The 25375-nt window shown below is 71.0% G+C and carries 20 protein-coding genes and 1 pseudogene; 9 read left to right on the top strand and 12 right to left on the bottom strand.

The genetic code is table 11. The features are described from left to right. The 6 genes from phnD to D9599_RS25900 all read right to left on the bottom strand — a co-directional run bounded on the left by phnD (position 1) and on the right by D9599_RS25900 (position 6839). Entirely contained in the window at positions 1 to 978 is a 978-nt protein-coding gene (phnD, locus tag D9599_RS25925) for a phosphate/phosphite/phosphonate ABC transporter substrate-binding protein (protein ID WP_198384196.1), read from the bottom strand. Then, positions 975 to 1775, bottom strand: coding sequence for a phosphonate ABC transporter ATP-binding protein (gene phnC / locus D9599_RS25920; RefSeq protein ID WP_198384195.1), 801 nt, complete (start codon positions 1773 to 1775; stop codon positions 975 to 977). Before phnC ends, phnD begins: the two co-directional genes overlap by 4 nt. 327 nt (positions 1776 to 2102) lie before the next feature. Then, positions 2103 to 3260 carry a DegT/DnrJ/EryC1/StrS aminotransferase family protein gene (locus tag D9599_RS25915; protein WP_198384194.1) on the bottom strand — a complete coding sequence of 386 codons (1158 nt, stop codon included), beginning with the start codon at positions 3258 to 3260 and terminating at the stop codon, positions 2103 to 2105. A 98-nt stretch (positions 3261 to 3358) separates the two neighbouring features. After that, complete coding sequence (locus D9599_RS25910) at positions 3359 to 4114, bottom strand: SDR family oxidoreductase (RefSeq protein ID WP_198384193.1); 756 nt, start codon at positions 4112 to 4114, stop codon at positions 3359 to 3361. After that, on the bottom strand, positions 4111 to 6453 hold the full coding sequence (locus D9599_RS25905) for a xanthine dehydrogenase family protein molybdopterin-binding subunit (RefSeq protein WP_198384192.1): 2343 nt from the start codon (positions 6451 to 6453) through the stop codon (positions 4111 to 4113). Before D9599_RS25905 ends, D9599_RS25910 begins: the two co-directional genes overlap by 4 nt. Before the next feature lie 167 nt (positions 6454 to 6620). After that, positions 6621 to 6839: a hypothetical protein gene (locus D9599_RS25900; RefSeq protein ID WP_052401445.1), complete on the bottom strand. Its 219-nt coding sequence runs from the start codon at positions 6837 to 6839 to the stop codon at positions 6621 to 6623. Between the two features lie 97 nt (positions 6840 to 6936). On the opposite strand from D9599_RS25900, the gene D9599_RS25895 reads away from it, so the two are divergent. Beyond that, the gene (locus D9599_RS25895; protein WP_198384191.1) at positions 6937 to 8616 is read left to right on the top strand and encodes a glycosyltransferase family 39 protein; all 1680 of its coding nucleotides are present in this window, start codon (positions 6937 to 6939) and stop codon (positions 8614 to 8616) included. 4 nt (positions 8617 to 8620) lie between these two features. After that, positions 8621 to 9226 carry a DedA family protein gene (locus D9599_RS25890; protein WP_198384190.1) on the top strand — a complete coding sequence of 202 codons (606 nt, stop codon included), beginning with the start codon at positions 8621 to 8623 and terminating at the stop codon, positions 9224 to 9226. Positions 9227 to 9489: 263 nt separating this feature from the next. Here D9599_RS25890 and D9599_RS25885 read toward each other — a convergent pair whose 3' ends face one another. Beyond that, positions 9490 to 10272 carry an enoyl-CoA hydratase/isomerase family protein gene (locus D9599_RS25885; RefSeq protein ID WP_198384189.1) on the bottom strand — a complete coding sequence of 261 codons (783 nt, stop codon included), beginning with the start codon at positions 10270 to 10272 and terminating at the stop codon, positions 9490 to 9492. 104 nt (positions 10273 to 10376) lie between these two features. On the opposite strand from D9599_RS25885, the gene D9599_RS25880 reads away from it, so the two are divergent. Together D9599_RS25880 and D9599_RS25875 are read left to right on the top strand one after the other, a co-directional pair. After that, a complete protein-coding gene (locus D9599_RS25880) occupies positions 10377 to 10886 on the top strand; it encodes a pyridoxamine 5'-phosphate oxidase family protein (RefSeq protein ID WP_198384188.1) in 510 nt (169 codons plus the stop codon). A gap of 201 nt (positions 10887 to 11087) precedes the next feature. Further along, positions 11088 to 11372, top strand: coding sequence for a hypothetical protein (locus D9599_RS25875; RefSeq protein WP_198384187.1), 285 nt, complete (start codon positions 11088 to 11090; stop codon positions 11370 to 11372). On the opposite strand, the gene D9599_RS25870 is transcribed toward D9599_RS25875, so the two are convergent. The 3 genes from D9599_RS25870 to D9599_RS25860 form a co-directional block, all read right to left on the bottom strand. Continuing rightward, positions 11363 to 12253 carry a prephenate/arogenate dehydrogenase family protein gene (locus tag D9599_RS25870; RefSeq protein WP_198384186.1) on the bottom strand — a complete coding sequence of 297 codons (891 nt, stop codon included), beginning with the start codon at positions 12251 to 12253 and terminating at the stop codon, positions 11363 to 11365. The genes D9599_RS25875 and D9599_RS25870 overlap by 10 nt on opposite strands. Continuing rightward, the gene (gene hisC / locus D9599_RS25865) at positions 12246 to 13352 is read right to left on the bottom strand and encodes a histidinol-phosphate transaminase (protein WP_198384185.1); all 1107 of its coding nucleotides are present in this window, start codon (positions 13350 to 13352) and stop codon (positions 12246 to 12248) included. The genes D9599_RS25870 and hisC overlap by 8 nt, the downstream gene beginning before the upstream one ends. Before the next feature lie 61 nt (positions 13353 to 13413). Continuing rightward, positions 13414 to 14268 carry a chorismate mutase gene (locus tag D9599_RS25860; RefSeq protein WP_198384184.1) on the bottom strand — a complete coding sequence of 285 codons (855 nt, stop codon included), beginning with the start codon at positions 14266 to 14268 and terminating at the stop codon, positions 13414 to 13416. A gap of 293 nt (positions 14269 to 14561) precedes the next feature. On the opposite strand from D9599_RS25860, the gene D9599_RS25855 reads away from it, so the two are divergent. Both D9599_RS25855 and D9599_RS25850 read left to right on the top strand, forming a co-directional pair. Further along, the gene (locus D9599_RS25855; RefSeq protein ID WP_198384183.1) at positions 14562 to 17813 is read left to right on the top strand and encodes a DUF4214 domain-containing protein; all 3252 of its coding nucleotides are present in this window, start codon (positions 14562 to 14564) and stop codon (positions 17811 to 17813) included. Positions 17814 to 18205: 392 nt separating this feature from the next. After that, a complete protein-coding gene (locus tag D9599_RS25850; RefSeq protein ID WP_198384182.1) occupies positions 18206 to 19411 on the top strand; it encodes a calcium-binding protein in 1206 nt (401 codons plus the stop codon). A gap of 752 nt (positions 19412 to 20163) precedes the next feature. On the opposite strand, the gene creD is transcribed toward D9599_RS25850, so the two are convergent. Next, entirely contained in the window at positions 20164 to 21507 is a 1344-nt protein-coding gene (gene creD, locus D9599_RS25845; protein ID WP_198384181.1) for a cell envelope integrity protein CreD, read from the bottom strand. Between the two features lie 128 nt (positions 21508 to 21635). On the opposite strand from creD, the gene D9599_RS25840 reads away from it, so the two are divergent. Both D9599_RS25840 and D9599_RS25835 read left to right on the top strand, forming a co-directional pair. Next, positions 21636 to 22349, top strand: coding sequence for a response regulator transcription factor (locus D9599_RS25840; protein WP_198384180.1), 714 nt, complete (start codon positions 21636 to 21638; stop codon positions 22347 to 22349). Next, positions 22349 to 23959 (top strand): HAMP domain-containing sensor histidine kinase, encoded by a 1611-nt coding sequence (locus D9599_RS25835; RefSeq protein WP_198384179.1) that lies wholly within the window; start codon positions 22349 to 22351, stop codon positions 23957 to 23959. Before D9599_RS25840 ends, D9599_RS25835 begins: the two co-directional genes overlap by 1 nt. A gap of 102 nt (positions 23960 to 24061) precedes the next feature. Here the strand turns inward: D9599_RS25835 and D9599_RS25830 are convergent, their stop codons facing one another. Next, the gene (locus tag D9599_RS25830; RefSeq protein WP_198384178.1) at positions 24062 to 24343 is read right to left on the bottom strand and encodes a hypothetical protein; all 282 of its coding nucleotides are present in this window, start codon (positions 24341 to 24343) and stop codon (positions 24062 to 24064) included. Between the two features lie 58 nt (positions 24344 to 24401). Between D9599_RS25830 and D9599_RS25825 the strand changes: the two are divergent. Next, a pseudogene (locus tag D9599_RS25825) lies at positions 24402 to 25375 on the top strand (hypothetical protein); the annotation flags it as partial.

Raw genomic sequence — 25375 nt, 5'->3', positions numbered from 1 at the left:
TCAACGTCTCCTGCGGCGCTCCTGCGCCTCCTCCTCGCGCAGGCGCACCACCAGGGCGTAGTCGGCATGGGTGACGGTGCGGAACCCCGTGCCCCCGCCGCGCTCGATGCCTTCGTAGACGGCGGGGTGGGTCTTGGGCAGCGCCAGGAAGAAACGGCGCATGTCCTCCTTGAAGGCTTCTGGCAGGTCCGCGCGGCAGGCGATGGGGCCGGAGGGAATGGGATCGCTCCTCCAGATCACGCGCAGCTCGCGCATGTCGAGCATCCCCTTGTCCACCATCACCTTCAGCGCGCCGCGCGAGTAGCCGGTAGCGAAGTCCCCCTGCCCCGAAGCCCAGGTGCAACCCGCGTCGTATTGCCGGTGCAGCACCGCCACCACCGCCTGCTCGTGCCCGCCCGCGAAACCCGTGCGGGAGAAATAGCTGGAAGGCTCGATCCCCTGGGCGCGCAGCGCCGCACGCGGCGCGAAATAGCCGGAGGTGGAGGCGGGATCGGCCCAGGCGAGCGAGCGCCCGCGCATCCCCGCGAGGTCAGCGATGCCGGAATCCGTGCGCGTCACCATGATCGCGACGTAGCCGATGGTGCCGTCATCCGCCTCGGCCGAGACCAGCGCCTCGATCGCGCCCCTGGTGTCGATCCAGGTGCCGGCGTAGTTCGCGGCGCCCATCTGCGCCATCTCGATCTGACCCGCGGCGAAGGCTTGGCCAACCCCGGCGAAGTCGGGCGAGGGGTAGAGGCGCACGGGCAGCCTGAAGGTCTCCTCCAGCAACTGGCGATAGGGCTCGTTCCGCGCCAGGCGGTCCGTCTCGTTCTCGCCGCCGGAGATGCCGATGCGGAGCACCGGGATCCCGTCCGCCCAGGCGCGCCGCCCGGCTTCGGGAAAGGTGACGCCGGGATCGACGCTCCGCCGCGGTGTCCCCTGCGCCAGGGCGGGCACGGCGAGCGTCGAGAGAAGCAGGGCGCGGCGGGTGGCGTTCATGCGACGGCTCCAACGGCCGGGGCCTGCGGCGTCTCCGCCTCCAGCGCTTCCTCCGGCACGCCGTAGATGGCTTCGACCTCCGCCGCCGTCAGCGCCGCGGGCGTGCCGTCGAAGACCACGCGCCCGGCGGACATGGCGACGATCCGGTCGCAGTAGCGCCGTGCGGTGTCGAGGTGGTGGAGGTTCACCAGCACCGTCAGCCCGTCCCGCCGATTCACGTCGCGCAGCGCCTCCATCACCACGCGCGCGTTGCGCGGGTCGAGCGAGGCAATGGGTTCGTCCGCCAGCAGCAGCCGCGGCTCCTGCAGCATGGCGCGGGCGATGGCGACGCGCTGCTGCTGCCCGCCCGAGAGCGTCTCCGCCCGCTGCAAGGCCTGCTCCGCGAGATCAAAGCGGTCCAGCGCATCGAGCGCCATCGCGCGCTCCTCCGGCGTGAAGCGGAGAAGAAGGGAGTTGAGCGTCGCGAGCGGCCCCGGCCGATGGTTCAGCCGCCCGACGAGCACGTTGGTCAGCACGTCCAGCCGCTGGATAAGGTTGAACTGCTGGAAGATCATCGCGCAGCGCGTGCGCCAATCCCGCAGCGCCTTCCCGCGCAGCGCCGTCACCTCCGCGCCGTCGTGCAGGATGCGGCCCGCGCTCGGCTCGGTCAGGCGGTTGACCATGCGCAGCAGCGTGGACTTGCCCGCGCCGGAACGGCCGATGATACCCACCATCTGCCCCTGCGGGATGGAGAGCGTGACGCCGTCCACTGCCGCGCGGCCGCCGAAGCGGCGGGTGAGGTCCTGGAGTTCGAGCATGACGGGCCCTTGCCGTTCGACGCAGCTTAACCGGGGCGTTGCGGCCCGGAAGAGGCAATAGGAAGCGCCTTCATCCTGGCCGGCCGCCGCTTGTGACTCCGGGGAGAGGAAGAAGGAATTCTTCCTCTCCCCGAACCCCTCACCATCATCTTTTTCTATCTGATTGGAATCTCTGAATGGCCGGTGCGCCTCGGGTCATGGACCCGAGGCGACGACACCGTCAGGAAGGCTTCGCGACAGCCAGACGGGAATCCAAGGGCCTCAGGCCTTGGCGGGCGAGATCCGGAGAGGGCAGAGCCCTCTCCGGGAGCCACAAGCACCGGCCCCTCAGAGTCCCGCGAGCACCGCCTCCGTCACCCGCTCCACCTGCCCCTCGTCGAGATAGGGGTGCATGGGCAGGGCCAGGATGCGCTTGCACAGCATCTCGCTGACCGGCAGCGGCGGCGCCTGGCGGATCGCACCGGCATGGGCCTCGCGATAGGCGGGCTGATGGTGCAGCGGCAGGGGGTAGTAGATGGCGGTCGGCACGCCGCGGGCCTTGCAGGCCTCCTGCACGCGCGCCCGCTGCGCCTCATCGGCCACCAGCACCGAGTAGAGGCCGTAGGCGCTATCGTAGCCCGCGGCCCGCACCGGGGTCTGCACGCGCCCGGCGATCGCCGCGTCATAGGCGGCGGCGATGCGGGCGCGCGCGGCCAGCTCGCCCTCCATCAGCGGCAGCTTGCAGAGCAGGATGGCGGCCTGGATCGTGTCGAGGCGGCCGTTCATGCCGGTCCGCATCACCTCGTAGCGGGTCTTGCCCTCCCCGTGGGTGCGGAGGGAGCGGTAGAGCTCGGCCTTCTCCGCACTGTCGGTCAGCAGCGCGCCGCCATCGCCGTAACAGCCGAGCGTCTTGGTGGGATAGAAGGACAGCGCGGCCGCGCCCGCCCATCCGCCCAGCCGGCGGCCCTCCAGCGCGCCCCCGAAGGCCTGGGCGGCGTCGTCGAGGGCGAACATCCCCTCCTCCGCGCAGATCGCCTCAATCGCCCGCCAGTCCGCCGGCAGGCCGAAGAGGTCCACGCCCACCACGGCGCGCGGGCGCAGCTTCCCTTCCGCCTTCACCAGGGCGATGCGGCGCTTCAGGTCGGCGATGTCGATGTTGAAGGTGTTCGGGTCCACGTCCACGAAAACGGGGGTGGCGCCGAGCACCAGCGGCACCTCGGCCGTTGCGGTATAGGTGAAGGCGGGCAGGAACACCGCGTCCCCGCGACCGATCCCCTCGGCCATCATGGCGATCTGCAGAGCGTCGGTGCCGGAGGAGACGGCGACGCAGTGGCCCACCCCGGCGAAACCGGCCAGGGCGCGCTCCAGCTCCTCCACCTCCGGCCCCATGACGAAGCGGCCGGAATCGAGGACGGCCGCGATGCGGCGGTCGATCTCCGGCCGGATCAGCGCCTGCTGGGCGCGGACGTCGAAAAGACCGATGGGGGCGGGTGTGTCTTGCGGCATGGGGCGGGGCCTTAGCCCAATCCGGCCGCCGCGTCGAAATCAAGGACTGTGTCGGAGGGTTACGGGGGGGGGGGCGCGAGGTCCCCCCCCGCAGGCCGCTAACCCCGGCCCGGCTTGTGCACCCGCAGCGGCCCGAAGCTCTGCGCCACCGGCATGACCTGCAGGGTGTTCACGTTCACCCGCGCCGGGCGGGAGGCCACCCAGTGGATGGCGTCCGCGATGTCCTCGGGCGTCAGCGCGTCGGCGCCCTCGTAGACGGCGGCGGCCTTGGCGTCGTCGCCGAAGCGCACGTTGCTGAACTCGGTGCCGCCCACCAGGCCCGGCTCGATATCCGTCACCCGCACCGGCGTGCCGTAGAGGTCGGCGCGCAGGTTGAGGCTGAACTGGCGCACGAAGGCCTTGGTGCCGCCGTAGACATTGCCGCCGGGATAGGGGAACTCGGCGGCGGTGGAGCCGATGTTGACGATGTGGCCCCGCCCGCGCTCCACCATCCCGGGAAGGACGGCGCGGGTGAGGTAAACCAGCCCCTTCACATTGGTGTCGATCATCGCGTCCCAGTCGTCCAGCTCGGCCTCCTGCGCGGGGCCGAGGCCGCGGGCGAGGCCGGCGTTGTTGACCAGCACGTCGATCGCGGACCACTCGGCGGGCAGGCCGCCGATGGACGCGGCCACGGCCGAGCGGTCCCGCACGTCGAGCACGACGGGCAGCACCTTGTCCGCGCCGATCTCGCCGCGCAGTGCGTCGAGCCGCTCCGCGCGCCGCCCGACCGCGACGATGCGCGCCCCGTCCTCGGCGAAGCGGCGCGCGGTCGCCGCCCCGAAGCCGGAGGTCGCGCCGGTGACGAGGACGATCACGCCGCCACCCCCTCGTTGAGCAGGCGCCAGACCTTCAGCGGCGTCGCGGGCATGTCCACATGGGCGATGCCGCGCTCGGCCAGCGCGTCCACGACGGCGTTCATGACCGAGGGCAGCGCGCCCGCGCAGCCGGCCTCGCCGCAGCCCTTGGCGCCCAGCACGTTGGTGCGCGCGGGCACGGGGTGGCTGGCGAAGCCGAAGGCCGGCGCGTGCTCGGCCCGCGGCAGGCCGTAATCCATGTAGGAACCGCTGAGGAGCTGCCCATCCGGGTCGTAGGCGGTGTGCTCGGTCAGTGCCTGGCCGATGCCCTGCACGATCCCGCCATGCGCCTGTCCCGCGACGAGCATCGGGTTCACCAGCGTGCCGAAGTCGTTAACGGTAACGTAGCTGACCACCTCGGTCTCGCCCGTCTCGGGGTCGATCTCCACCTCGGCCACGTGGCAGCCATTCGGGAAGGCGCTGTCCTCGTACTGCTCGGTGGTGGAGACATCGAGCGTGTCCGGCACCCCCTCCGGCGGGGCGGGCATGGTGCGGAGCTGGGCCGCGAGTTCCAGCAGCCCGATGCCGCGATCGGTGCCGGCGATGGTGAAGCGCCCCGAGGAAAACTCGATGTCCTCCGCCGAGGCTTCCAGCACATGCGCCGCCAGCTTCCGCCCGCGCTCGATCACCTGGGCGCTTGCGGCGGAGATGGCCGTTCCGCTCGCCATCATCGAGCGCGAGCCGCCCGTGCCGCCGCCCGCGATCAGCAGGTCGCTGTCGCCCTGCACCAGCCGGATGCGGTCGAAGGGAATGCCGAGGCGGTCCACCAGCACCTGCGCGAAGGGCGAGGCATGGCCCTGGCCGTAGTCGAGCGTGCCGGTGAGGATCGTCACGCCCCCGTCCTCGTCGAAGCGGATGCCGCCCATCTCCTTGGACGGCGGCGCCGTCACCTCGAGGTAATGCCCGATGCCGATGCCGCGCAGCCGGCCGCGGCGGCGCGCCTCGGCACGGCGCGCGGGGAAGCCGTCCCAGTCGGCCGCGGCCAGCGCCTCCTCCAGGATCGCGGGGAAGTCGCCGCTGTCGTAGTGCATGCCGGAGGGGGCGTCGTAGGGGATCTGGTCGGCGCGGATGTGGTTGCGCCGGCGCAGCTCAACCCGGTCGATGCCCATCTCGCGCGCGGCGGTGTCCACCATGCGCTCCATGTAGTAGTTGCCCTCGGGGCGTCCTGCGCCGCGATAGGCGCCAACGGGCGTGGTGTTGGTGAAGACGCAGCGCGTCGAGACCTCCAGCAGCGGCGTGCGATAGACGCCGATGACGTTCTTCACCGTGTTCATGGTGGAGGGCAGCGTCGTCGCGTTGGAGAGATAGGCGCCGAGATTGCCGAAGCCGGTCATGCGCACGGCGAGGAAATGACCCTCGGCGTCGAGGGCCAGTTCGCCGAGCATGTCGTGGTCGCGGCCATGGCTGTCGGAGAGGAAGCTCTCCGAGCGGCTGTCCGTCCACTTCACGGGCCGACCGAGACTGCGGGCGGCGAAGAGCAGGGCCGGATACTCGGGATAGACGCTCGCCTTCATGCCGAAGGAGCCGCCGACATTGCCGGTGAGCATCCGCACGCCCTCGAGTTCCACGCCCATCACCTTGGCGAGGCCGCCGCGCATCCCGAAGACGCCCTGGCTGCCGGCGCGCAGCACGTAGCGCCCCTCCTCGAAGCTGCCGATGGCCGAGCGCGGCTCCAGGGGCGAGACGACGACGCGGCTGTTGCGGATGGGCAGGCGCACGACATGGGCCGCGCGCGCGAAGGCCGCCGCCACCGCCTCGGCGTCGCCGTAGTGGAAATCGACCACGAGGTTGCCGGGCACGGCCTCGTGCAACTGGGGCGCGCCGGGCTCGGCGGCCTCCCGCGCCTCGGTCACGGCCGGCAGGGGATCGACGTCGAGCACCACCGCCTCGGCCGCGTCGCGCGCCTCCTTCGGGGTCTCGGCCACCACCATCGCCACGGGGTCGCCGACGAAGCGCACCTTGTCCGTGGTCAGCACGGGCTGGCGGGGAAGATGGGGCGGGCTGCCGTCGCGGTTCTTCTGGCCGACGGTGAGCGACATGGGGCCGATGCCCGCCGCCTCGAGGTCCGCCCCGGTGACGATGGCCAGCACCCCCGGCATGGCGCGCGCCGCCTCGGTGTCGATGCCGCGGATCGTCCCGTGGGCGAAGGGGCTGCGGACCATCACGGCATGGGCCTGGCCGGGCAGGGAAAGGTCGTCGCTGTAGCGCCCCTCGCCCCGCAGCAGCACCGGATCCTCCTTGCGGGAGACGGGCTGGCCGATGCCGAACTTCATCTGGGAGGGGTCGAGCGAGACGTTCATGCGGGCATCCTTGGCGGGGGCGGCCTCGGCCGCCACCCCGCCAAGGTGGGCGGTGCCCCCGGGGTGCGAAACCCCCTTTCGACGGATCGGCGGGGAGCGCCCGGCGGCGAGGGCCCCGGAGCGGTCTCCGGCAGCCCTCCAGGGGGCTTCCCCACCTCCCAGCCGCGCTACATCACCGCGGGTGGCATTCCCCCCGGCCCCGGCCCGATCGGCGTGATGTCGGGTCCGACCGGTCCCGGTTCCGGCATGTCCGGTCCAGGGGCGGGGATCTCGGGTCCGGGTGCCGGCGGCACGACCGTGGGCTCGGGCACCGGGTTCTCCGGACCGGGCGCGGGCCCCGGCGCGGGGGAGGGATCGGGCGGGGTGATCTCGGGGCTGTCGGACATGGTGGGTACCTCTTCCATCCCCCTCCCAACGTTCCAGGAGGCCGGATGTTCGATGGGGCCTCGACACCCCCCGGCACCCTCGGTAAGGCGCCGGGCCATGGCCCCCCTCCCCTCCCTCACCGGCGCCCTGGACCGCCTGCCGGAGACGCGGCGGCCGCGGCTCTGGCTCTCCCTCCTCTGCCTCCTGCTCTGGGCACCCGGCCTCTTCTCCCTGCCGGCCGGGGACCGCGACGAATCTCGCTTCGCCCAGGCGAGCCGCCAGATGGTCGAGAGCGGCGACTATGTCCGCATCCGCAACGGTGAGGTGGAGCGCAACAAGAAGCCCGTCGGCATCCACTGGGTGCAGGCGGGCATCGTCCTCGGGATGGAAGCCACGGGCCTGCCCGCGCGGGGCTGGATCGGCAGCTACCGGCTGGCGGCGGCGCTCGGGGCCTGGCTGGCGGTGCTCGCCACCTTCTCCCTCGGCCGCGGGCTGGTCGGGCGGCGCGCGGCCTTCCTCGCGGCGGCGCTGCTGGCAGCCTCCCTGCTGCTGGTGGCGGAAACCCACATCGCCAAGACCGATGCTGCCCTGCTTGCGAGCGTCGTGGCCGCCATGGGGCTAATGGGCCGCGCCTATCTCTCGCCCGCCGGCTTCTCCGCCCGCGCGGCGCTCGGCTTCTGGCTTGCCCTCGGCGCGGGGGTGCTGCTCAAAGGCCCGATCACGCCCATGGTGCCCCTGCTGGCGGGCCTGACCCTCTATGTCGCCGATCGCGGCTGGCGCGCCGGCATGCCCTGGCTGCGCGCCCTGCGCCCGGCCTGGGGAATCCCGCTGATGATCGCCTGCGCCTTGCCCTGGCTCGTCGCCATCGGCATCGCGACGGAGGGGCGCTTCTTCTCCCAGGCGCTGGGCGACGACATGCTGAACAAGGTCGGCTCCGGCGAGGAGGCGCACTGGGGCCCGCCCGGCTACTACCTGCTGACCTTCGGCATCGCGGCCTTCCCCGGCGCCTTCATTGTGCTGCGCGGCCTGCCCCATGCCTGGGCGGCCAGGATGCGGCCGGGAACGCGCTTCCTCCTCGCCTGGGCCGCGCCCACCTGGCTTCTGTTCGAGGCGGTGGCGACGAAGCTGCCCCACTACGTTCTGCCCGCCTATCCCGCCCTGCTGCTGCTGGGCGCCGCCTGGGCCTGCGACCCACTGCGCCGCCGGGCCCCGCGCTGGCTGACCTGGCTCGGCTGGGCCGCGCTCTTCGGCACGGCGATCGGTCTGGCCGGGTTGGCGGTGGGGCTGCCACTCGCCGCGGACGGCCGGCTGAACCCCGTCAGCCTGCTGGCCCTCCCCTTCGCCGCGCTTCCCCTCTGGGCGGTAGTACGGGCGGCGCGGCAGGGGGCCTGGGCGCGTGCCGGCCTCTCGGCCGCGATCCTCGCCGTGCCGCTCTACGGGGTGGTGCTCGAGGGCGTGCTGCCGCGGCTGACCGCCCCCTGGGTCTCCCACCGCGTGGCCGCCATGGTCGCGGCGGAAGGCGTGCCGGCGGAGCGCTTCGGCATCACCGGCTACCACGAGCCCTCCGTCGTCTTCGAGACCGGCACCGCGACGCACCTGCTCAAGGACGGGACGGAGGCCGCGCGCTTCCTGGCCGGGGGACCCGGCCGGGTGGTGGCCGTTGAAAGCCGCGAGGAATCGCGCTTCGAGGCCGCCCTCGCGGCGCTCGGCCTGCGCCAGTTCGCCGTTGGGCGGGTGGAAGGGTTCAACTACGTCCGTGGCCGCCGGGTCGCGATCGTGCTGTTCCGGGTGCCCTGAACCGATGATGGAGCTCGTCACCGACATCCTGGCCGCGACCGGGACCTTTGGCATCTTCCTGCTGATGTTCGCCGAGAACATCTTCCCGCCCATCCCGTCGGAGGCGATCATGCCCGTGGCCGGCTTTGCCGCCGCCGAGGGCAAGATGGACGCCCTTTCCGTCTTCGTTGCGGGCAATGCCGGGGCGCTCCTGGGCAACGCCGTCTGGTACGAGGCAGCCCGCCACGTCGGCCAGTCGCGCATCGAGCGCGCCGCCGATCGCTGGGGCCGCTACCTCGGCATCATCGGCGAGGACGTGCGGGAGGCGAGCGCCCTGCTCGTCCGTTGGGGCGTCCCGGCCGTGCTCTTGTGCCGCTGCCTGCCAGGGCCGCGCACCCTCATCTCCGTGCCCGCCGGGCTCGTGCGGATGAACCGCGGCGTGTTCTACGCGGCCACCACCCTCGGCACCTGCCTCTGGACGGGGTTCCTCATGACCGCGGGCTGGCTGCTGCAGGGCCAGTGGGAACGCATCGGACACTGGATGGAACCGCTCGGCACGGCCGTGATCGGGGCGGCGGCGGCAATCTACGCCTGGCACCTCTGGCGAACACGGGCACGCTGGCGGGGGTAGGCCATCCTGGCCATGGCGCCGGCTTGTTCTGACCGGCCGACGCGTGTGACTCCGGGAAGAGGAAGAAGGAATTCTTCCTCTCCCCGGACCCCTCACCATCATCTTTTTCTTTGAATTTGGAACTACTTGGCGGCCAGTGCGCCTCGGGCCATGGACCCGAGGCGACGGCACGTTGGGGAAGGTTCCGCAACAGCCAGGTGGGGATCCAAGGGCCTCAGGCCCTTGGCGGGTGAGGTCTGGAGAGGGCAGCGCCCTCTCCAGTTCTACTCCCCCCGAAACACCGGCCGCCGCTTCTCGCCAAACGCCTTCACCGCCTCCAGGAAGTCCGCGCTGCGCGGAAAGGCATCGAGTTCGGCGCGGTCGGTGTCGCTGATCGGCAGGGGCCCGCGGAGGGCGCGAAGGGCGCGCTTGTGGAAGCGGTTGGCCAGCGGCGCGCCTTCGGCCACGCGGGTGGCAAGGGCATGGGCCTCGGCCTGCACAGCCTCGTCGGGCACGAGGCGCGTGAGGAGACGGCGGTCGAGGGCTTCCTCCCCCGTGTAGGTGCGGCCTTCGACGAGCATTTCCATCGCCACCGCCTCGCCGGCGATGCGAAGCAGGGCGTCCAGGCCTTCGTGAGGATAGAAGAGGCCGAGGTTGCGTGCGGGAATGCCCATGCGCGTGCCGGGCCCGCCCACGCGGAAGTCGCACATCAGCGCCAGGCCGCAGCCGCCGCCGAGGGCATGGCCGGAGAGGGCGGCGACCACGGGATGGACGCAGCGCTCGATCGAGAGGAAGGCGGCGACGAGGGCATCGTTATAGGCGCGCTCCCGCGCTTCCGTGCCGCGCTCCGTCGCGAAGGCCGTGATGTCCGCCCCGGCGGAGAAGGCCTCCTCCCCCGCGCCGCGCAGGATGACGCAGCGGAGCGATGTGTCGGCGGAGAGGTCCTCGAACAGGCCAGCCACCGCCCTCCACATGGGCAGGGTGAGGGCGTTGCGGCGGGACGGACGGTCGATGGTCAGCGTCGCGATCCCCGCGTCGCGCGCGAGGTAAAGGTCGGGATGGCTCATGTCCGCGGCAGGGTGAGGGGCGCGGCGAGCGCCCGCAAGGGGCGGGCAACCGCGCCCGCCCGTCGTCGTTCCATGGCCTGTTCCGCAGGAAGCAGGAGAGCCCCATGGCCGAGGCGAAGACCGAGCACGAGCAGCGCGAGAAGGTTCGCGAGATGATCAAGGACGTGAAGACGGCCGTGCTCGTGACCCATGGCGACGGCGACAAGCTGCGCGGGCGCCCGATGGTGGCCGCCGGGCTCGACCCGGATGGCAAGACCCTGTGGTTCTTCTCCGGCAACGGCACCGAGAAGACCGAGGAGATCAACCGCAACAACCGCGTGCTGCTCTCCTACTCCGATCCGTCGAGCCAGAACTACGTCTCCGTCTCCGGCACCGCGCGGGTCGTCCGCGATGTCGCGAAGCAGAAGGAGTACTGGCAGGAGTCGATGAAGACCTGGTTCCCGCAGGGCGCGGAGGACCCGCACATTGCCTTGATCGCGGTCGAGATGACGGGCGCCGAGTACTGGGACAGCCCCTCCTCTACCCTGCTGCACGCCTTCGGCTACGTGAAGGCGACCGTCACGGGGCAGCCGCCGAAGGGCGGCGAGAACGAGCGGGTGAAGTTCACGGCCTGACCCGCGCGGCCGCCCTCCTGTCCTTGGGGCGGGAGGGCGGCTCCTTTACTACAGCTGGCGAAACCCGCCTGTCCGAGGCGCACAAATTCTTAAGCAACTCTTCTAATCACAAGTTTTTGATCATATGTTGGCGATGTGGCTGGGGCCCTGGCAGCTTCCGGCCCGAAGTGATTCGCCGCATCGACCAGAAGCGAGTTCCCCTTGGCCACTCCCTGCGCTGCCCTTCATCGCGCTTTCCAGCTTGCCCTGATGGACGTGATTGATCCCGGCATGGACTGGGAAGAGGCGGTGAAGGCCCTGCTGGAGGCGCGCGACCGGCTGGCGGGGCCGCTCGCCCTCAGCGCCGAGACCTGCGCCGTCGGGTCGGGCGAGCAGCAAGGCCTTTCCTCGGCGCTGCAGGCCGGCTTTCAGGGGGCGATGAGCGCGCTGCCCGTTCCGGTGGATGCCCGGAACGAGCCGCACGAGTGGCCGCTTCTTCAGGCCTGATTCAACTCGATCAGCGAGCGCCGGATCTTCCGCCCGCGGCGGATCCGGTCCTCGATGAAGCCGGCCTCGCCCCAGCGAATGGCGCGGCCGAAAGCCTGGGCATCCTCGGTCAGGCGGGCGAGCATCTCCAGCACCGCCTCGCGGTTGTTGAGGAAGATGTCGCGCCACATGTCCACGTCGCTCGCCGCGATGCGCGTGAAGTCGCGGAAGCCCGAGGCTGCGAAGCGCAGCACCGCCTCCCGCGTCTCCTGCGCCAGATCGTCCGCCGTGCCGCAGATGGTGAAGGCGATGAGGTGCGGCAGGTGGGAGACGACGGCCACCACCTTGTCGTGGGTCACCGCGTCCATCGTCTCGATCATCGATCCCGCGCGCTCCCACAGGCTGCGCAGGCGCGCGACGGCGTCGGGATCGGTGCCGGGCGGCGGCGTGATGATGCACCAGCGCCCCTTGAAGAGCGTGGCGAAGCCCGCGTCCGGTCCGGAATGCTCGGTGCCGGCCATTGGGTGTGCGGGAACGAGGTGCACGCCCTCGGGCAGCAGCGGCGCAAGGTCGCGCAGCACGCTGCCCTTGGTGGAGCCGACATCGCTGAGGATGCAGCCGGGCGCGAGATGCGGCGCGATCACCGCCATCACCCCGGCATAGGCGCCGACGGGCACGCAGAGGATCACCGCGTCGCAGCCCTCCACCGCCTTGGCCGGATCGGCCTCGACAGTGTCCGCGATGCCCAGCGCCCGCACCCGCTCCAGCGTGTGCTCGCTGCGGGCACTGGCAACGAGGTGCCCGGCGATGTCGCCCCTCTCCCGCGCGAGGCGCAGGATGGAGGAGCCGACCAGCCCCGGCCCGATGATGCAGAGGCGCCTGAAGAGCGGCTGCTCAGGCATGGGCTGCGCTTCGGCCGACCGGGCTGTCCGCCCCCGCGAGAGCCTCGAGTACCATCCCGCACTCCTCCGCCGTGCCGACGGTGATACGCAGGCAGGTCGGCAGGCCGTAGACGGCCACGCCGCGCACGATCAGCCCCCGCCCGCGCAGATGCGCGTCGGCGGCCTTTGCCGCATCGGCCGAGCCGAAATCGACGAGCAGGAAGTTGCCCTGGCTCGGGTGCACGCGCAGCCCGAGCGCCGTCAGCCCCTCCGTGAGGCGGGCGCGCCAGGCGGCGTTGTGCGCCACGCTCTTCGCCACCCAATCGGGCTCGGAAAGCGCCGCAATGCCGGCGGCCATGGCGGTGGCGGAGACGTTGAAGGGCCCGCGCACGCGGTTCAGCACGTCGATGATCTCGGCGGGGCCATAGGCCCAGCCCAGACGGATGCCGCCGAGGCCCCAGACCTTGCTGAAGGTGCGCGTCATCACCGTGTTGGAACCCGCATCCACCAGCGCCTGGCCGGGGTCGTAGTCGGGGTCCTGCACGTACTCGGCATAGGCGCTGTCGAGGATCAGCACGATGTCCTCGCGCAGGCCCGCGCGCAGCCGGTTCACCTCGGACTGCGGCAGCAGCGCGCCGGTCGGGTTGTTCGGGTTGGCGAGGATGACGAGGCGCGTGCGCGGCCCGCAGGCGGCGATCAGCCCGTCCACGTCCGCTATCAGGTTCTTCTCGGGCACCTTGATGACACGGCAGCCGGCCCAGCGCCCGGTCAGGTCGTACATGAGGAAGCCGTGGGCGGACATGACCAGCTCCGTCCCCTCCCCGCCATAGGCGAGGATGAGAAGGGCGAGCAGCTCGTCCGAGCCGTTGCCGGTGACGATGCGCGCGGGATCGAGCCCGTGGTGGCGCCCGATCGCCTCGCGCAGGGCGGTCGCGCCCCCGTCGGGATAGCGATGCGCCTCCCGCCCGGCCTCGGCGATGGCGGCGATGGCGGCCGGCGGCGGTCCGAAGGCCCCCTCGTTCGAGGAGAGCTTCACGATCCGGTTCACGCCCGGAACCTTCGATTCACCGCCCACATAGGGCTCGACCGAGAGGATGGAGGGGCGGGGCATCACGGGCATGGTCGTCGTCACTCCGACGGGATGGGGGAAACCCCCTGTGAGAAGGCGGCGGCTCGCCGCGTCAGCCGGACTCGCCTCGCACGCGAGGGCCGTCCGGCTCCGGCTCGGCATAGCCCCCGACCGGGGTGGCGCGAAGGGGGGATAGGACGGCGAGGCGCGGATCCTCCGGGAGGACGAGCCCCTTCACCTCGGCCAGCGCGCGCAGCCCGCCGGCCGCGAAGACCAGCCGCAAGGGCGGCAGCCCGGCCCCCTCCAAGACCTCGACCAGGGCGGCGCGCGAGGTGCCGGGCGAGCGCTCCAGCCGCAGCAAGCCGCGGTCGCGCGGGGTGGCGTCGGCGCCGAAGAGGGCCACGACCATTGCGCTCGGGAAGGACTGGCCGGGCTGCATGAGGAAGGGCAGCGCCGCCACCACCTGGAGGCGCGGGGTGTCGAGCGAGGTCCACCAGGCGGCCTCCGGCGCCTCGCCATCCGCCGGCGAGGGCAGCACCGCCACCGTCGCCTCTCCGGCCGCGAGGGCGGCCAGGGCCAGGGCCGGCGTGGCATGGGCGCGCAGCGGCGTGTCCAGCCCGAAATGCCCCCGCGCCAGCGTCTCCGCCCCGGCGAGGACCGCGACGGTGAAATCCGACTGCTGGCGGAGGGAGGAAGCGATCATCTCCCGCCAAAGCCGCACCACGGCGCCGCGCGGCAGGGGGCCGGCGTGGCGGCCGAGGAGGCGGCGGAGGATCATCGCCTCCCGCCCCGGCCGGAAGCTGGCGCCGCCCGCCTTCATTCCCTGCGCCGCCAGTGCGGCAGAGAGCGAGGCGCGGCGCATCAGCAGGTCGTGCAAGGCGTCATCGATCGCGTCGATCTCCGCCCGGGCTGCGACGAGGGCGGCGGGGTTGACGACGGACGGATCGGTGAGGGCAGGGTCTGACATGGGCGCTGGCCGGTCTAGCGCCGGCACCGCCGGGCGCCAAGGCTGCGCGCAACCGGGCGGGGCGCGGTGGGGATTGGGTGGAAAAGGGATAGGCGTAACCCTTCAGCAGTCGCGCAATTCAACCCGAAATCGGAATAATAAGACGCTGCGCAACCTGCGATTGTGTTCCGGTTCCATCCCCCACCCGCCAATCATTGCTTCCAGGCACCACCTCCTCGATTTCACGTGCCGAGCCATTGCCTCGCAGCAAGATGTTCGATTTGTATCGATTTCGGTACAAAAAGGCCTGGTCGATGGGAAAGCTCTACTTTCGCGCGAGTGACGGCACGCATGGCGTGGAACTCGCCGTCACCGACGGGACCACCACCAGCGTCTTCGACCTCAACACGGGCGCGGCGGACTCGAACCCCGGGAACTTCACCCTTATCGGCCTCAACCTCTTCTTCACCGCCACCACGGCGGCCAACGGGACCGAGGTCTTCGTCACCGATGGCACGGCCCAGCCGCGCGTCATCGATGCCCTTCCCGGCTCCGGCTCCAGCCAGCCCGGCCAGCTCACTGTCTTCGGCAACAAGCTCGCCTATGTCGCGACCGACAGAGCGCGCGGCACCGAGCTCGTCGTCACGGATGGCACGACCACTAACTTCTTCGACATCAATCCGGATTCGCTCAGCTCTTCCCCCACCAACCTCACACCCGTGGGCGACAGGCTGTTCTTCACGGCCACCACGGCGGCCGGCGGCACGGAGGTCTTCGTCACCGACGGCACCACCCAACCGCGCATCGTAGACCTCTTCCCCGGTCCCGCCACGAGCACGCCGATGCAGCTCACCGCCTTCGGCGGCAAGCTCGCCTATGTCGCCAACGACGGCACGCACGGCCTGGAACTCGTGATCACCGACGGTACCGTCACCAGTGTCTTTAACATCGCCGCGGGCGCGACGGGCTCATCCCCCGCCAGCCTCGCCGTTGTCGGCGACAAGCTGTTCCTCATCGCGACTACCCTGGCCAGCGGCGCCGAGGTCTTCGTGACCGACGGGATCAGCCAGCCGCGCGTGATCGATGTCCTTCCCGGCTCCGGCTCCAGCCTGCCCTTCCAGTTCACCGCCTTCGGCAACAGGCTCGCCTATGCCGCCAGCGACGGCACGCGCGGCGCGGAGCTCGTCGTCACGGACGGCACCACCACCACCGTCTTCGACGTGAACACGGGCGCGGCCGGCTCCTCTCCCACCAACCTCATGGCCATCGGAGGCAAGCTGTTCTTCACGGCCACGACGGCGGCCAACGGCACCGAGGTCTTCGTCACCGACGGCACGGCCCAGCCGCGCGCCATCGACATTTTCCCCGGAAGCACGACGAGCGCGCCGGGTGGGTTCACCGTCTTCGGCAGCAAGCTCGCCTTCGTAGCGACCGACGGCACGCGCGGCGCGGAGCTCGTCCTCACCGACGGCACCACCACCACCGTCTTCGACGTGAACGCCGGCGCGGCCGGCTCCTCCCTCGCCAATCTCACAGTGGTCGGGGACAAGCTCTTCTTCACCGCCAACACGGCGGCCAACGGCACCGAGGTCTTCGTCACCGACGGCACCGCCCCGCCGCGCGTGGTGGACGTCCTGCCCGGCCCGGGCTCCAGCCTTCCGGCGCAGCTCACCGTCTTCGGCGGCAGGCTCGCCTTCGTGGCGAATAACGGCACGCACGGCACCGAGCTGGTGGTGACCGACGGCACCGCCACTCGCGTCTTCGACGTGAACGCGGGCACGGCCGGATCCGCCACCACCGGTCTCACCGTCGTCGCGGACAAGCTGTTCTTCACCGCCACCACAGCGTCCAACGGCACCGAGATCTTCGTCACCGACGGCACGGCCCAGCCCCGCCTCCTGGACGTGATGCCGGGCTCGCTTGGCAGCGATCCCGTGCTTCTCTTCGCAGCGCCCACGCCCACCACCTATTCTATCGCCGCCCTGAGCGCGGCGAAGGCGGAGGGCGACAGCGGCACCACGCCCTTTACCTTCACCGTCAGCCGGACCGGCGACGTGCTCGGCAGCGAGGCGCTCAGCTACGGCATCGCCGGGAGCGGCGCGAGCCCGGCCGACGCCCAGGACTTCGCCGGCCTTACCGGCACGGTGAGCTTCCTTGCGGGCGAGGCCTCGAAGGTGATCACCGTCGGCGTCCGCGGCGATATCCTGGCCGAGGCGAACGAGGGCTTCACCGTCACCATCGCGGGCTCCCTGGCCACCAGCATCGCCCAGGCGACGGCGACCGGCACCATCCTCAACGACGACGCGGCCCGGACACCGACGACAGCGCCGACACCCTCCACCTATTCCCTCTCGGCCCTTTCTGCGGTGAAGGCAGAGGGAAGCTCCGGCACTACGCTCTTCACCTTCACCGCCAGCCGCAGCGGCGGATCCCTCTCGGCCGACACCCTCGGCTACACGGTCGCGGGCAGCGGCGCGCGCCCAGCCAATGCCGCGGACTTCGTGAGCCTCGGTGGAACCGTCAGCTTTCTCGCGGGCGAGACCTCGAAGCTCATCAGCCTCGGCGTCCGCGGCGACAAAACGGTGGAGCGCGACGAGGGCTTCACCCTCACCCTCACGGGGGCGAGCCTGCCCTCGGCCCTGAAGGCCTCTGGCACCATCCTCAACGACGATCGTCCCGCGGTCGCGGCAGGGCAGGCCGGGCTGCTCGGCACGCACGACCAGTACACGCTCTACCGGACCGAGAAGGGACATGCCTTCATCAGCGACGGGGTCGCGGGTCGCGACGGCGGGCGGGAAACCGCCGCCAGCGTCTTCGTCTTCACCGACGGCGTCGGCCTCTTCGATACGACAGGCGCCGGCGGGGATGTCTACCGCCTCTACCAGGCGGCCTTCGACCGCCTGCCCGACCTCGCCGGCCAGGCCTACTGGACGCAGCGGATGGACGTGTACCACGACACGCTGGCCAGCATCGCGCGGAGCTTCACCGCCTCCGCCGAGTTCCAGGCCCATTATGCCGGCCTGTCGAACCAGAAGGTGGTGCAGGAATTCTACCGCAACGTCCTCGGGCGGGAGGGCGAGGCGAGCGGCGTGGCCTACTGGGCGAACCAGCTGAACGGCGGCGCCTCCAAGGCGGATGTCCTGCTCGGCTTCTCGGAGAGCATCGAGAACGTCAGGAACACGGCGTCGCAGGCCGGCGACAGGAACCTCTCGGAGGCCTATCGCCTCTACACCGCCGCCTTCGCCCGCGCCCCGGACCAGCCGGGCCTCGACTACTGGACCAAGGAGCTGAACGCCGGCGCCACGCCCCTCGAGGTCGCCCGGAACTTCACCCTCAGCAACGAATTCAAGAGCCTCTATGCAGGGGCGAACAACGCCGCGATCGTGGACAAGCTCTATCAAAACGTGCTCGGCCGCGCGGGCGAGGCATCGGGAAAGAGCTACTGGACGGCGGAACTCGACCGCGGCACGCCGCTGGCTAACGTGCTGATCGGCTTCGCCGACAGCGAGGAGAACCGCGCCCACACGGCAGCGCAGACGCACGACAACTGGATCTTCATCGGGTAGGGCGGTTCGCGGCGGCCCCAACCTGCCGCGCAGACCCGAGCCCTTCGGCGGAACCGCGGCCAGCCGCGCCGGCCAGGCGGAAGCGCCAGGATCCCCACCAAAGCCGCAATGCCTCGCGCATCATCCGGCCGCCCGATACCCAAAGCGGAGCGGATCGAGCATCTCTACGCCCAGCATTTCAACCAAGGCAGCGCGCGGGGTGACAGGGACGCGCCTCGCTGGGAGCGCCCACCAATCCTTTATAATCACACACATTGGGGTGATTTGCGCGAGAGATTATTTTTACTGAAAATAAAGCAGCGGAGCAACGCCGATGTTTGCCGCATGCTCAGCTTACCCAAGCAGGCGAGGCGAAACCCCGCAAACGAAACAATAAAAACACGAGGAAACCCATGCCCACGCCCACCAATAAAAACGACAAACTTTTCTATGGCGATGGCCCTGACCGCGGCGGCGATGAATATCTCTATACCTATATCGACCTGCTTGATGGCAACGACCTCCTTTATGCTGGAGGGGGCGGCGACTTTTTCTCCGGCGGCGCGGGCAATGACCGCCTCTATGGCGAAGGGGGTGGCGATGCCCTCTATGGCGGCTACGGCGATGACAAGATCTATGGCGGCGACGGCGATGACTTCCTGTCCGGCGGCAACGAAGGCGAGAACATTTACAATTTCGACGCAGGCCGTGATGAAATCCATGGCGGCGATGGCCGCGATAACATCTTTGGCGGCGGGGGCATCGACAAGCTCTATGGCGATGCGGGGGATGACAATATCAACGGTTGGATCGGCGACGACGTAGTCGATGGCGGTGATGGCGATGATGAAATTTCAGGCGGGGACGGTAAGGACAAGCTCTCCGGCAGCACCGGTGATGACGAGATCGATGGTGGCGCTGGCAACGACAATATCTATGCCGGCGATGGTACAGACATCATCTGGGGCGGAGGCGGCAACGACACCGTTGATGGCGGTAGCGGCATCGATTACGTCGTGTTGCGCGGCCTCGTTTCCGATTACTCGATCAGCACAAACAGCACGGGCGTCACTACCGTCCAGGACCTGCGCCAGCCCACATCCGAATACAACATCCAGGACGGGAAGGACCGCCTGGTGAATGTCGAGCGGTTGGTCTTCGATGGCGGCAAGACCATTTCCCTCTCCAACCCCGACCTGGACGCCACCTTCACCGGCGCCAACACGATCGGCACCGCGGACCTGGCTGACGGCAGCTTCGCCGCCACGGCTTCGCTCGACCTGCCGGACGATGTGGACATCTGGCGCGTCTCTCTCACCGCGGGCCAGACCGTCACCGCCTTCACCAGCACCGACCCGGCCAACGACCCGCGCACCAACATCTCGGTCTACGATGCCTCAGGCCACTTCCTCGGCGTCAACTGGGATGACGAGCGGGACGACCCGGACGAGGGCCCTCCCGACCTGACGCTCACCTTCACAGCGCAGCAGACGGGTCAGTACTACTTCGCCGTCGCGGGCTATGCTCATATCCCGAGCCGCGACGATGACCCGAACGGACCAAACTACTACGGCTTCTCCGGCCAGAGCGGAGACTACGTCTTCAACCTGACGAGTTGACCGTCCGACGACGACACTTCGTGCTGCGGGATGGCTCTTCGTCCCGCAGTTATGCGACGGGGATGTGTGACGCGATGCGCTGCGGCGTCCCGACGGGTGATCGCCGCACAGAGCACCTTCATTTACGAGCCTTCTACAGGCAAAGAGCACAAAGACAGGCGCGTGAGCAGAAATGGCTCAGGGCGCCCCCGCAGTGGTAGCGATCTCCGTGAACTCCGCCGGCCGCGTCTCGAAGTACTCCCGCTCCCCGCGCAGACGGTCGAGGTACGGCCGCGCGGCGTCTCCTGAATCACGAAAAGGGTGCGGACCTGCCGCGCCCGCGGCGGCAAGCCGGGCCGATCCTGGAAATCACCGACCATGACGAAGGCAGCGCGGGCCTTCCCATCGATCGCCGCGGTCTCCCGCACGTCGTAAAGGCCGCCAATGGCCGTCCTTGCCGTCTCCTGCCACTCCTTGCCTCGCATGACCCGGTCGAGTTCGGGCTGGGAGAAGCGGCTGTTCTGCGGCGCCGGAGGGAAGGCCACCTAGCAGCCGGTATCGCGATCGTCGGGCTTCTTCACCTTGAAGCGCGCGGTCTTTGTGCGGTTCGGCGCTATCGGCGGCACCGCATAGCCGGACGGCGGCAGGACCGCGAGGCCGCTCACCTCATTCGTCATCGGCAAGGACTGGGCTTGGGGCTGAGCGAAGGCCCGAATGGCCAGGCACGGCCGGGGTTCACCCCGGCCGATCAGGACCACCCGGGAAGCGGGCCATCACGTCTCTGACCAGTCCACGCGGCGGGTGACCGCCATCACTACCGAGAGCGCGGCGAAGAGCGCGACGCTCCCGGCCAGCAACGCATAGGCCTCAAGGCTCAGCACGATGTAGAGGAAGCCGAACAGCCCGCCGAGCACCCCGGCGAAGAGCCCGGCCAGCCCCGCCCGCCGGGTCACCGCCGCCGTATAGGCGGAGGCCTGCCCCACCACCGCCGCCGTGCTGATCACATAGGCGACCGCGAAGCCCAGCGGCTCGCCGAAGGCCAGCAGCAGCAGCGGGAAGAGCACGACCGACAGGCCGAGCAGCCCGTACTGCACGAGATGGATCCGCACCCCCGCCATCAGTTCGAACAGCACGTAGGTGAGGAAAGCAAGCGCGAGGAACATCGCCGCGTATTTCGAGGCGCGCGTGACCATGCGGTAGGTCGGCACGGCCTCCAGCAGGTCCACGCCGACCTGCGTGCCGTCATCGGCGAGCTGGCTGCACCAGCCGGCGCCGAGATGGCGCACGAGCGGCTGGCCCGTGCCCTCCCTCCACTCCGCCGTGAAACCGGACGCGGTCACGTCGGAGCGAACGGGCAAGCCGGCGCCGGTGAAGCTCGGCGTCGGCCAGGGCGCCGCGACCGCCAGCTCCGTCCGGCGCGCCAGCGGCAGCAGACCGAAGCGGGAAGTGCCGCGCAGGGTCAGCGCTCCGGCCAGGGCGAGGCCGCGGCCGGGCTCGGGCGGCCCCTCCAGGCCCAGATCCCAGCGGGTCAGGTCCATCCCGACGCAGCCGGCATCCGGGACATCTCGGGAGGTCAGCTCCCGCCCATCCATCGAGAGCCGCGCTCCCGCCGCGGCGGACCGCAGGTCGGACGCGCCGGTGACGAGGAATGCCTCCTGCCACAGCAGCTCCGTCCCTGGCTCGGGATTGATCACCGGGACGGCGAGGCGTGCGGTGAGGTCAACTTCCGCCTCGTAGATGACAGCCTCGAACAGGCCACGGCGACGGCGCTCCGGGGCCAGCTTCGCCTCCGCTCGCAGCTGCGCGGGCAGCACCGCCACGGCCCCGCGCTCCCAGCGCAGCGGGCCGGTCTCATAAGCCGCGCGCTGCGCGGGGGCGCGGGTCGGCACCACCAGAAGGGGACCCAGCACCGACTGAGCGGGGCCCCAACTCCGTGCGATGCCCTCGCGCACCTGCTCCTGGTAGGATTCGCGCTCCTCGATCACCGCCTCGATCATCATGTGCGGCACGAGCATGAGGAGAAGCAGGCCGCCCACGAGCGCGAGCTTGCCCGCGCGTCCGAGACGGAACGGTCGGCGGGAATCGGGTTGGGGCGTGGAGGCGGGGATGTCGCTCACGGGCTTGGCCTTCCTGGTTGAGGCCGTCATCCTCGCGGTCCCCCGTGCCGGGCAGATGGCGCGGGCGGGGAAAGCCGGTGCCGGGCGCGTGCAAATCCGGTGCAGGCCGGTCCACCTAGGAGAGGCCCATGCCGCGCGTGCTCATCGTGGACGACGACCCGGCGATCCGCGAGGTGGTCCGCTTCGCCCTCTCCCGCGCTGGCTTCGACACGCTGGAGGCGGCGGACGGCGCCGCCGGCCTGGCCGCGGCGCGCGAGGCATCGCCGGACCTCGTCGTGCTGGACGTAATGCTGCCGGAGATGGACGGCACCGAGATGTGCCGCGCGCTCCGCGCCTCCGGTGGCGCGGCGGCCGCCATCCCCGTGCTGTTCCTCTCCTCCCGCGACGACGAGGTGGACCGGATCGTGGGGCTGGAGATCGGCGGCGACGACTACCTGACCAAGCCCTTCTCCCCGCGCGAGCTGGTGGCGCGGGTCCGCGCCGTGCTGCGTCGGGGGGCGCCCGTGCCCCCTGTCCAGCCGGCCCCGCCCGCCCCGGCGGACGAGGTGATGCGGCACGGCCGCCTCTCGCTCGACCCCGGCACGGCCCGTGTGACCTGGGACGGGCGGGAAGTGACCCTGACCGCCACCGAGTTCGGCCTTCTCCGCACCCTCCTGCGCCGCCCCGGCCGCGTGCTGAACCGGGACGCGCTCATGGACGGCGCCTACACGGTCGAGCGCGTCGTCTCCGACCGCACCATCGACAGCCATGTCCGCCGCCTGCGCGCCAAGTTCGTCACCCTTGGCGCCGCGCCGGTGGAAACGCTGCCCGGCTTCGGATACCGGCTGGGCCCCTGCGATTGATGGTGCGACTGACGGCGCCGCTTCTACGACGGCCCCGCCTGCGGACGCTGCTGCTGCTGAGCAACGTCGTCGTGCTCGCGCTGCCACTGACCGGCTTCTGGGCCCTGCGCCTCTACGAGAGCGCCCTGGTGCGCCAGACCGAGGCGGAGCTGCGCGCGCAGGCCGCGGTGCTCGCCGGCACCTGGCGCGCCGCCCGCGGCATCGCCGGGGAGAGCCTCGCCAACGGCCTCACCTCCCGCGCGCTGGAGACGGCGCGCCGCCGGGGGCTGGATCTCGCGCACGACCCTGTCCTGCCCCTGGCGCCCGATCCGCGCCCCGGCCCGGCCCCGGTGCCCGAGGTCGCCGCGGCCGCGGCGCGACTCCTGCCCGTGCTGCGCGACACCCAGGCGGTGACGCTCGCCGCGCTGCGCCTGCTCGATCCCCAGGGCGTCGTGGTCGCCTCCACCGGCACCGATACCGGCCTGTCGCTGGCAGGGCTGGAGGAGGTGGAGGCGGCGCGCGGCGGAACTCCGTCGGCCGTGCTGCGCCGGCGGGAGAAGATCGCCACCGACGTGCCGAACGGCATCAGCCGGACCGCGGGGCTTCGCGTGCACCTCGCCATGCCCGTGCTGGATGGGGAGCGGGTGGACACGATCGTGCTGCTCTCCCGCACCCCCGCCACGGTCATGCAGACCATCACGGGGAAGGTGCCGGAGATCGCGGCGGTCGGGCTTCTGCTGCTGCTGCTCGTGGCGGCGCTCGCGGCGCTGGCGTCACGCCTCATCACCCGGCCGCTCGACGCGGTGGTGCGGGCCGCGCGGCAGGTGGCCGGCGGCGGCACGGCCCGGCTGCCCCCTGTTCCCGGCAGCGCCGTGCGCGAGGCCGCGGAACTGTCGGACGCCATCTCCCGCATGACGGCGACGCTGGAGGGCCGGGCCACCTACGTGCGAGGGCTCGCCGCCCATGTCAGCCACGAGTTCAAAACGCCCCTTGCCGCTATGCGCGGCGCGGCTGAACTGCTGTCCGAGCACGGCGAGTCCATGTCGGCCAGGGAACGGGCGCGCTTTGCCGCGACCATCGAGGAGGGGGTGGCGCGGCTGGACCGGCTGGTGCGCGGACTGCTCGACCTCGCGCGCGCGGACATGGCCGCGGGGGGCGGGCGGGCCATGCTCCGTCCCCTGGCCGAGGCGGCGGCGCGGCGCACGCCCGCGCTGCACGTCTCGGTGGAGGGCGAGGCGGAGGCGGCCGCCGCGCCCGAGGCCGTGGCGACGGTGCTGGACAGCCTGCTGGGCAACACCCTGGCCCATGTGGGGCCGGGCAGCGCGGTCAGCATCCGGATCGCGCGGGAGGCAGACCGGGCCGTGATGCTGGTGGCCGACAACGGCCCCGGCCTTTCGGCCGCGAACGCGGCGCGCGCCTTCGATCCCTTCTTCACGACGGCGCGGGAGCGCGGCGGGACGGGTTTGGGACTGGCCATCGCGCGATCCCTGGTAGCGGGCGCGGGCGGGACGCTAGAACTCGCGCCGCCCGGCCCCTTCGACGGGCAGCGGGGGGCCGCCTTCCGCGTCGTGTTGCCAGCCACCCGACAGCCATGTTCGGTCGGGTGCGACCAGGACGGCCGCGGCGGCTGAAGTGCCGCCCTCTCGAGCTTCTGTCGCCGGCAGGTCCAGGACCGGCCTCAGCCCTGGTATCCTGGTGGGTCGGACCAGCGCGGCCGCGGCAGGCGCGCGGCGTCACTCCACCTGAGGATCATACCTCCCGAGCCGGGCGCGGATGGCAGGATCGCCCCCGTGCCGGCGCTTGAGCCTGGCCAGCTCAGCATCCGTGCCCCGGCAGTTCACCTCCAGCGCGCGGGCGATCTGCGCGGATCGCACCGGATCAGCCGGGTCCTCGCCGCGGAAATGATCGCAGCGGTCACGTCGGGCGACGAAGGCCGCTACCTCCCGCGGCAAGTCTGCCGCCAGCGCCGGACCCAAGGTGAGAAGGACGGCCAGAACAATTGTTGCCGATTGCATGAAAAAGGATCGTCCCGATCACGTCCGCTTGGTCAAGCCAGGTGCCCCGGTTCCCAGGGTGGAACGACCATCCTACCCTCCCAGGGCTCCGTGCAGGACCCGGCTGGAGCGGAGGACCCTGCTGATTTCCGAGGCACCCCGGCGCGGCCGCGCCACGCTCCGTCTTCTGGCCATCACCGTGCTGCTGCCGCTCGCCTTCCTTGCCCTGGGCGTGTGGGAGGGCCAGCGCGCCGCGTCCGACGAGGAGGACATGGCCCTGCAGCGCGCGCGTGCGGCCAAGGTCGTGGCGGTGCTGGAAGCCCGCCAGAGCCCCGGCGACGGCCGCCCCGACTTCGGCGCGCAGTTCCGCCGCAACGGCCACACCTATGTCGGCCCTCTCGCCATCGCCCAGGCGCGGGAGGCGCTGGACGATGCCGAGAGCGCGCTCACGCTCTCCCGCCTGCGGCGCTACCTGCCGCCCGTCGTCATGGCCTGCGCCGGGATCGCCGCCGGGCTGTCCGTTCTCGCCCTTCTGGCGGCGCTGCTGCTGGGCCGGGCCGGCCGAGGCTCGCGGGACGCGCTGGTGCGCGGCTTCTCGCTCGTCCGGCGCGCGCTGCCGCCGCTGATGGGGGCGCAGGTCGTGCTGGCGGCCATCGGCGCCGTCGCGGTGGTGGCCTTCGAGGCCTCGGCCCTGCTGGAGGCCGACAGCCTCTCTACCGGCGGGGCCAAGCTGCTCGGCATCGCGGCCCTCGCGATCGGCGCCAGCCTCTGGACCGCCGGCAAGGCGGTGCTCCAGCTGCGGCGCACCGTGGACCTCTTCGCGCCCGACCCGCTGCCGATCATGGGCCGGCCCGTTTCGCGCGAGGAGGCGCCGGGCCTGTGGCGCCTGCTGGACGACCTGGCCGCGCGCCTCGGCGCCCTGCTGCCGGACAACGTCGTGGTCGGGCTGACCGGCGGCTTCTTCGTCAGCTCCGGGCCGAAGGTTCTGGAACCCGGCGGGGGCACGCTGGCGGGGCGGACGCTTTATCTCCCCCTTCCCTTCCTGCCCCTGCT

Source organism: Roseomonas sp. KE2513, from assembly GCF_016107305.1.
GTDB lineage: Bacteria > Pseudomonadota > Alphaproteobacteria > Acetobacterales > Acetobacteraceae > Roseomonas.
Note: the sequence above shows the minus strand (reverse complement) of the source record. Positions and strands in the feature narration are given on the sequence as shown.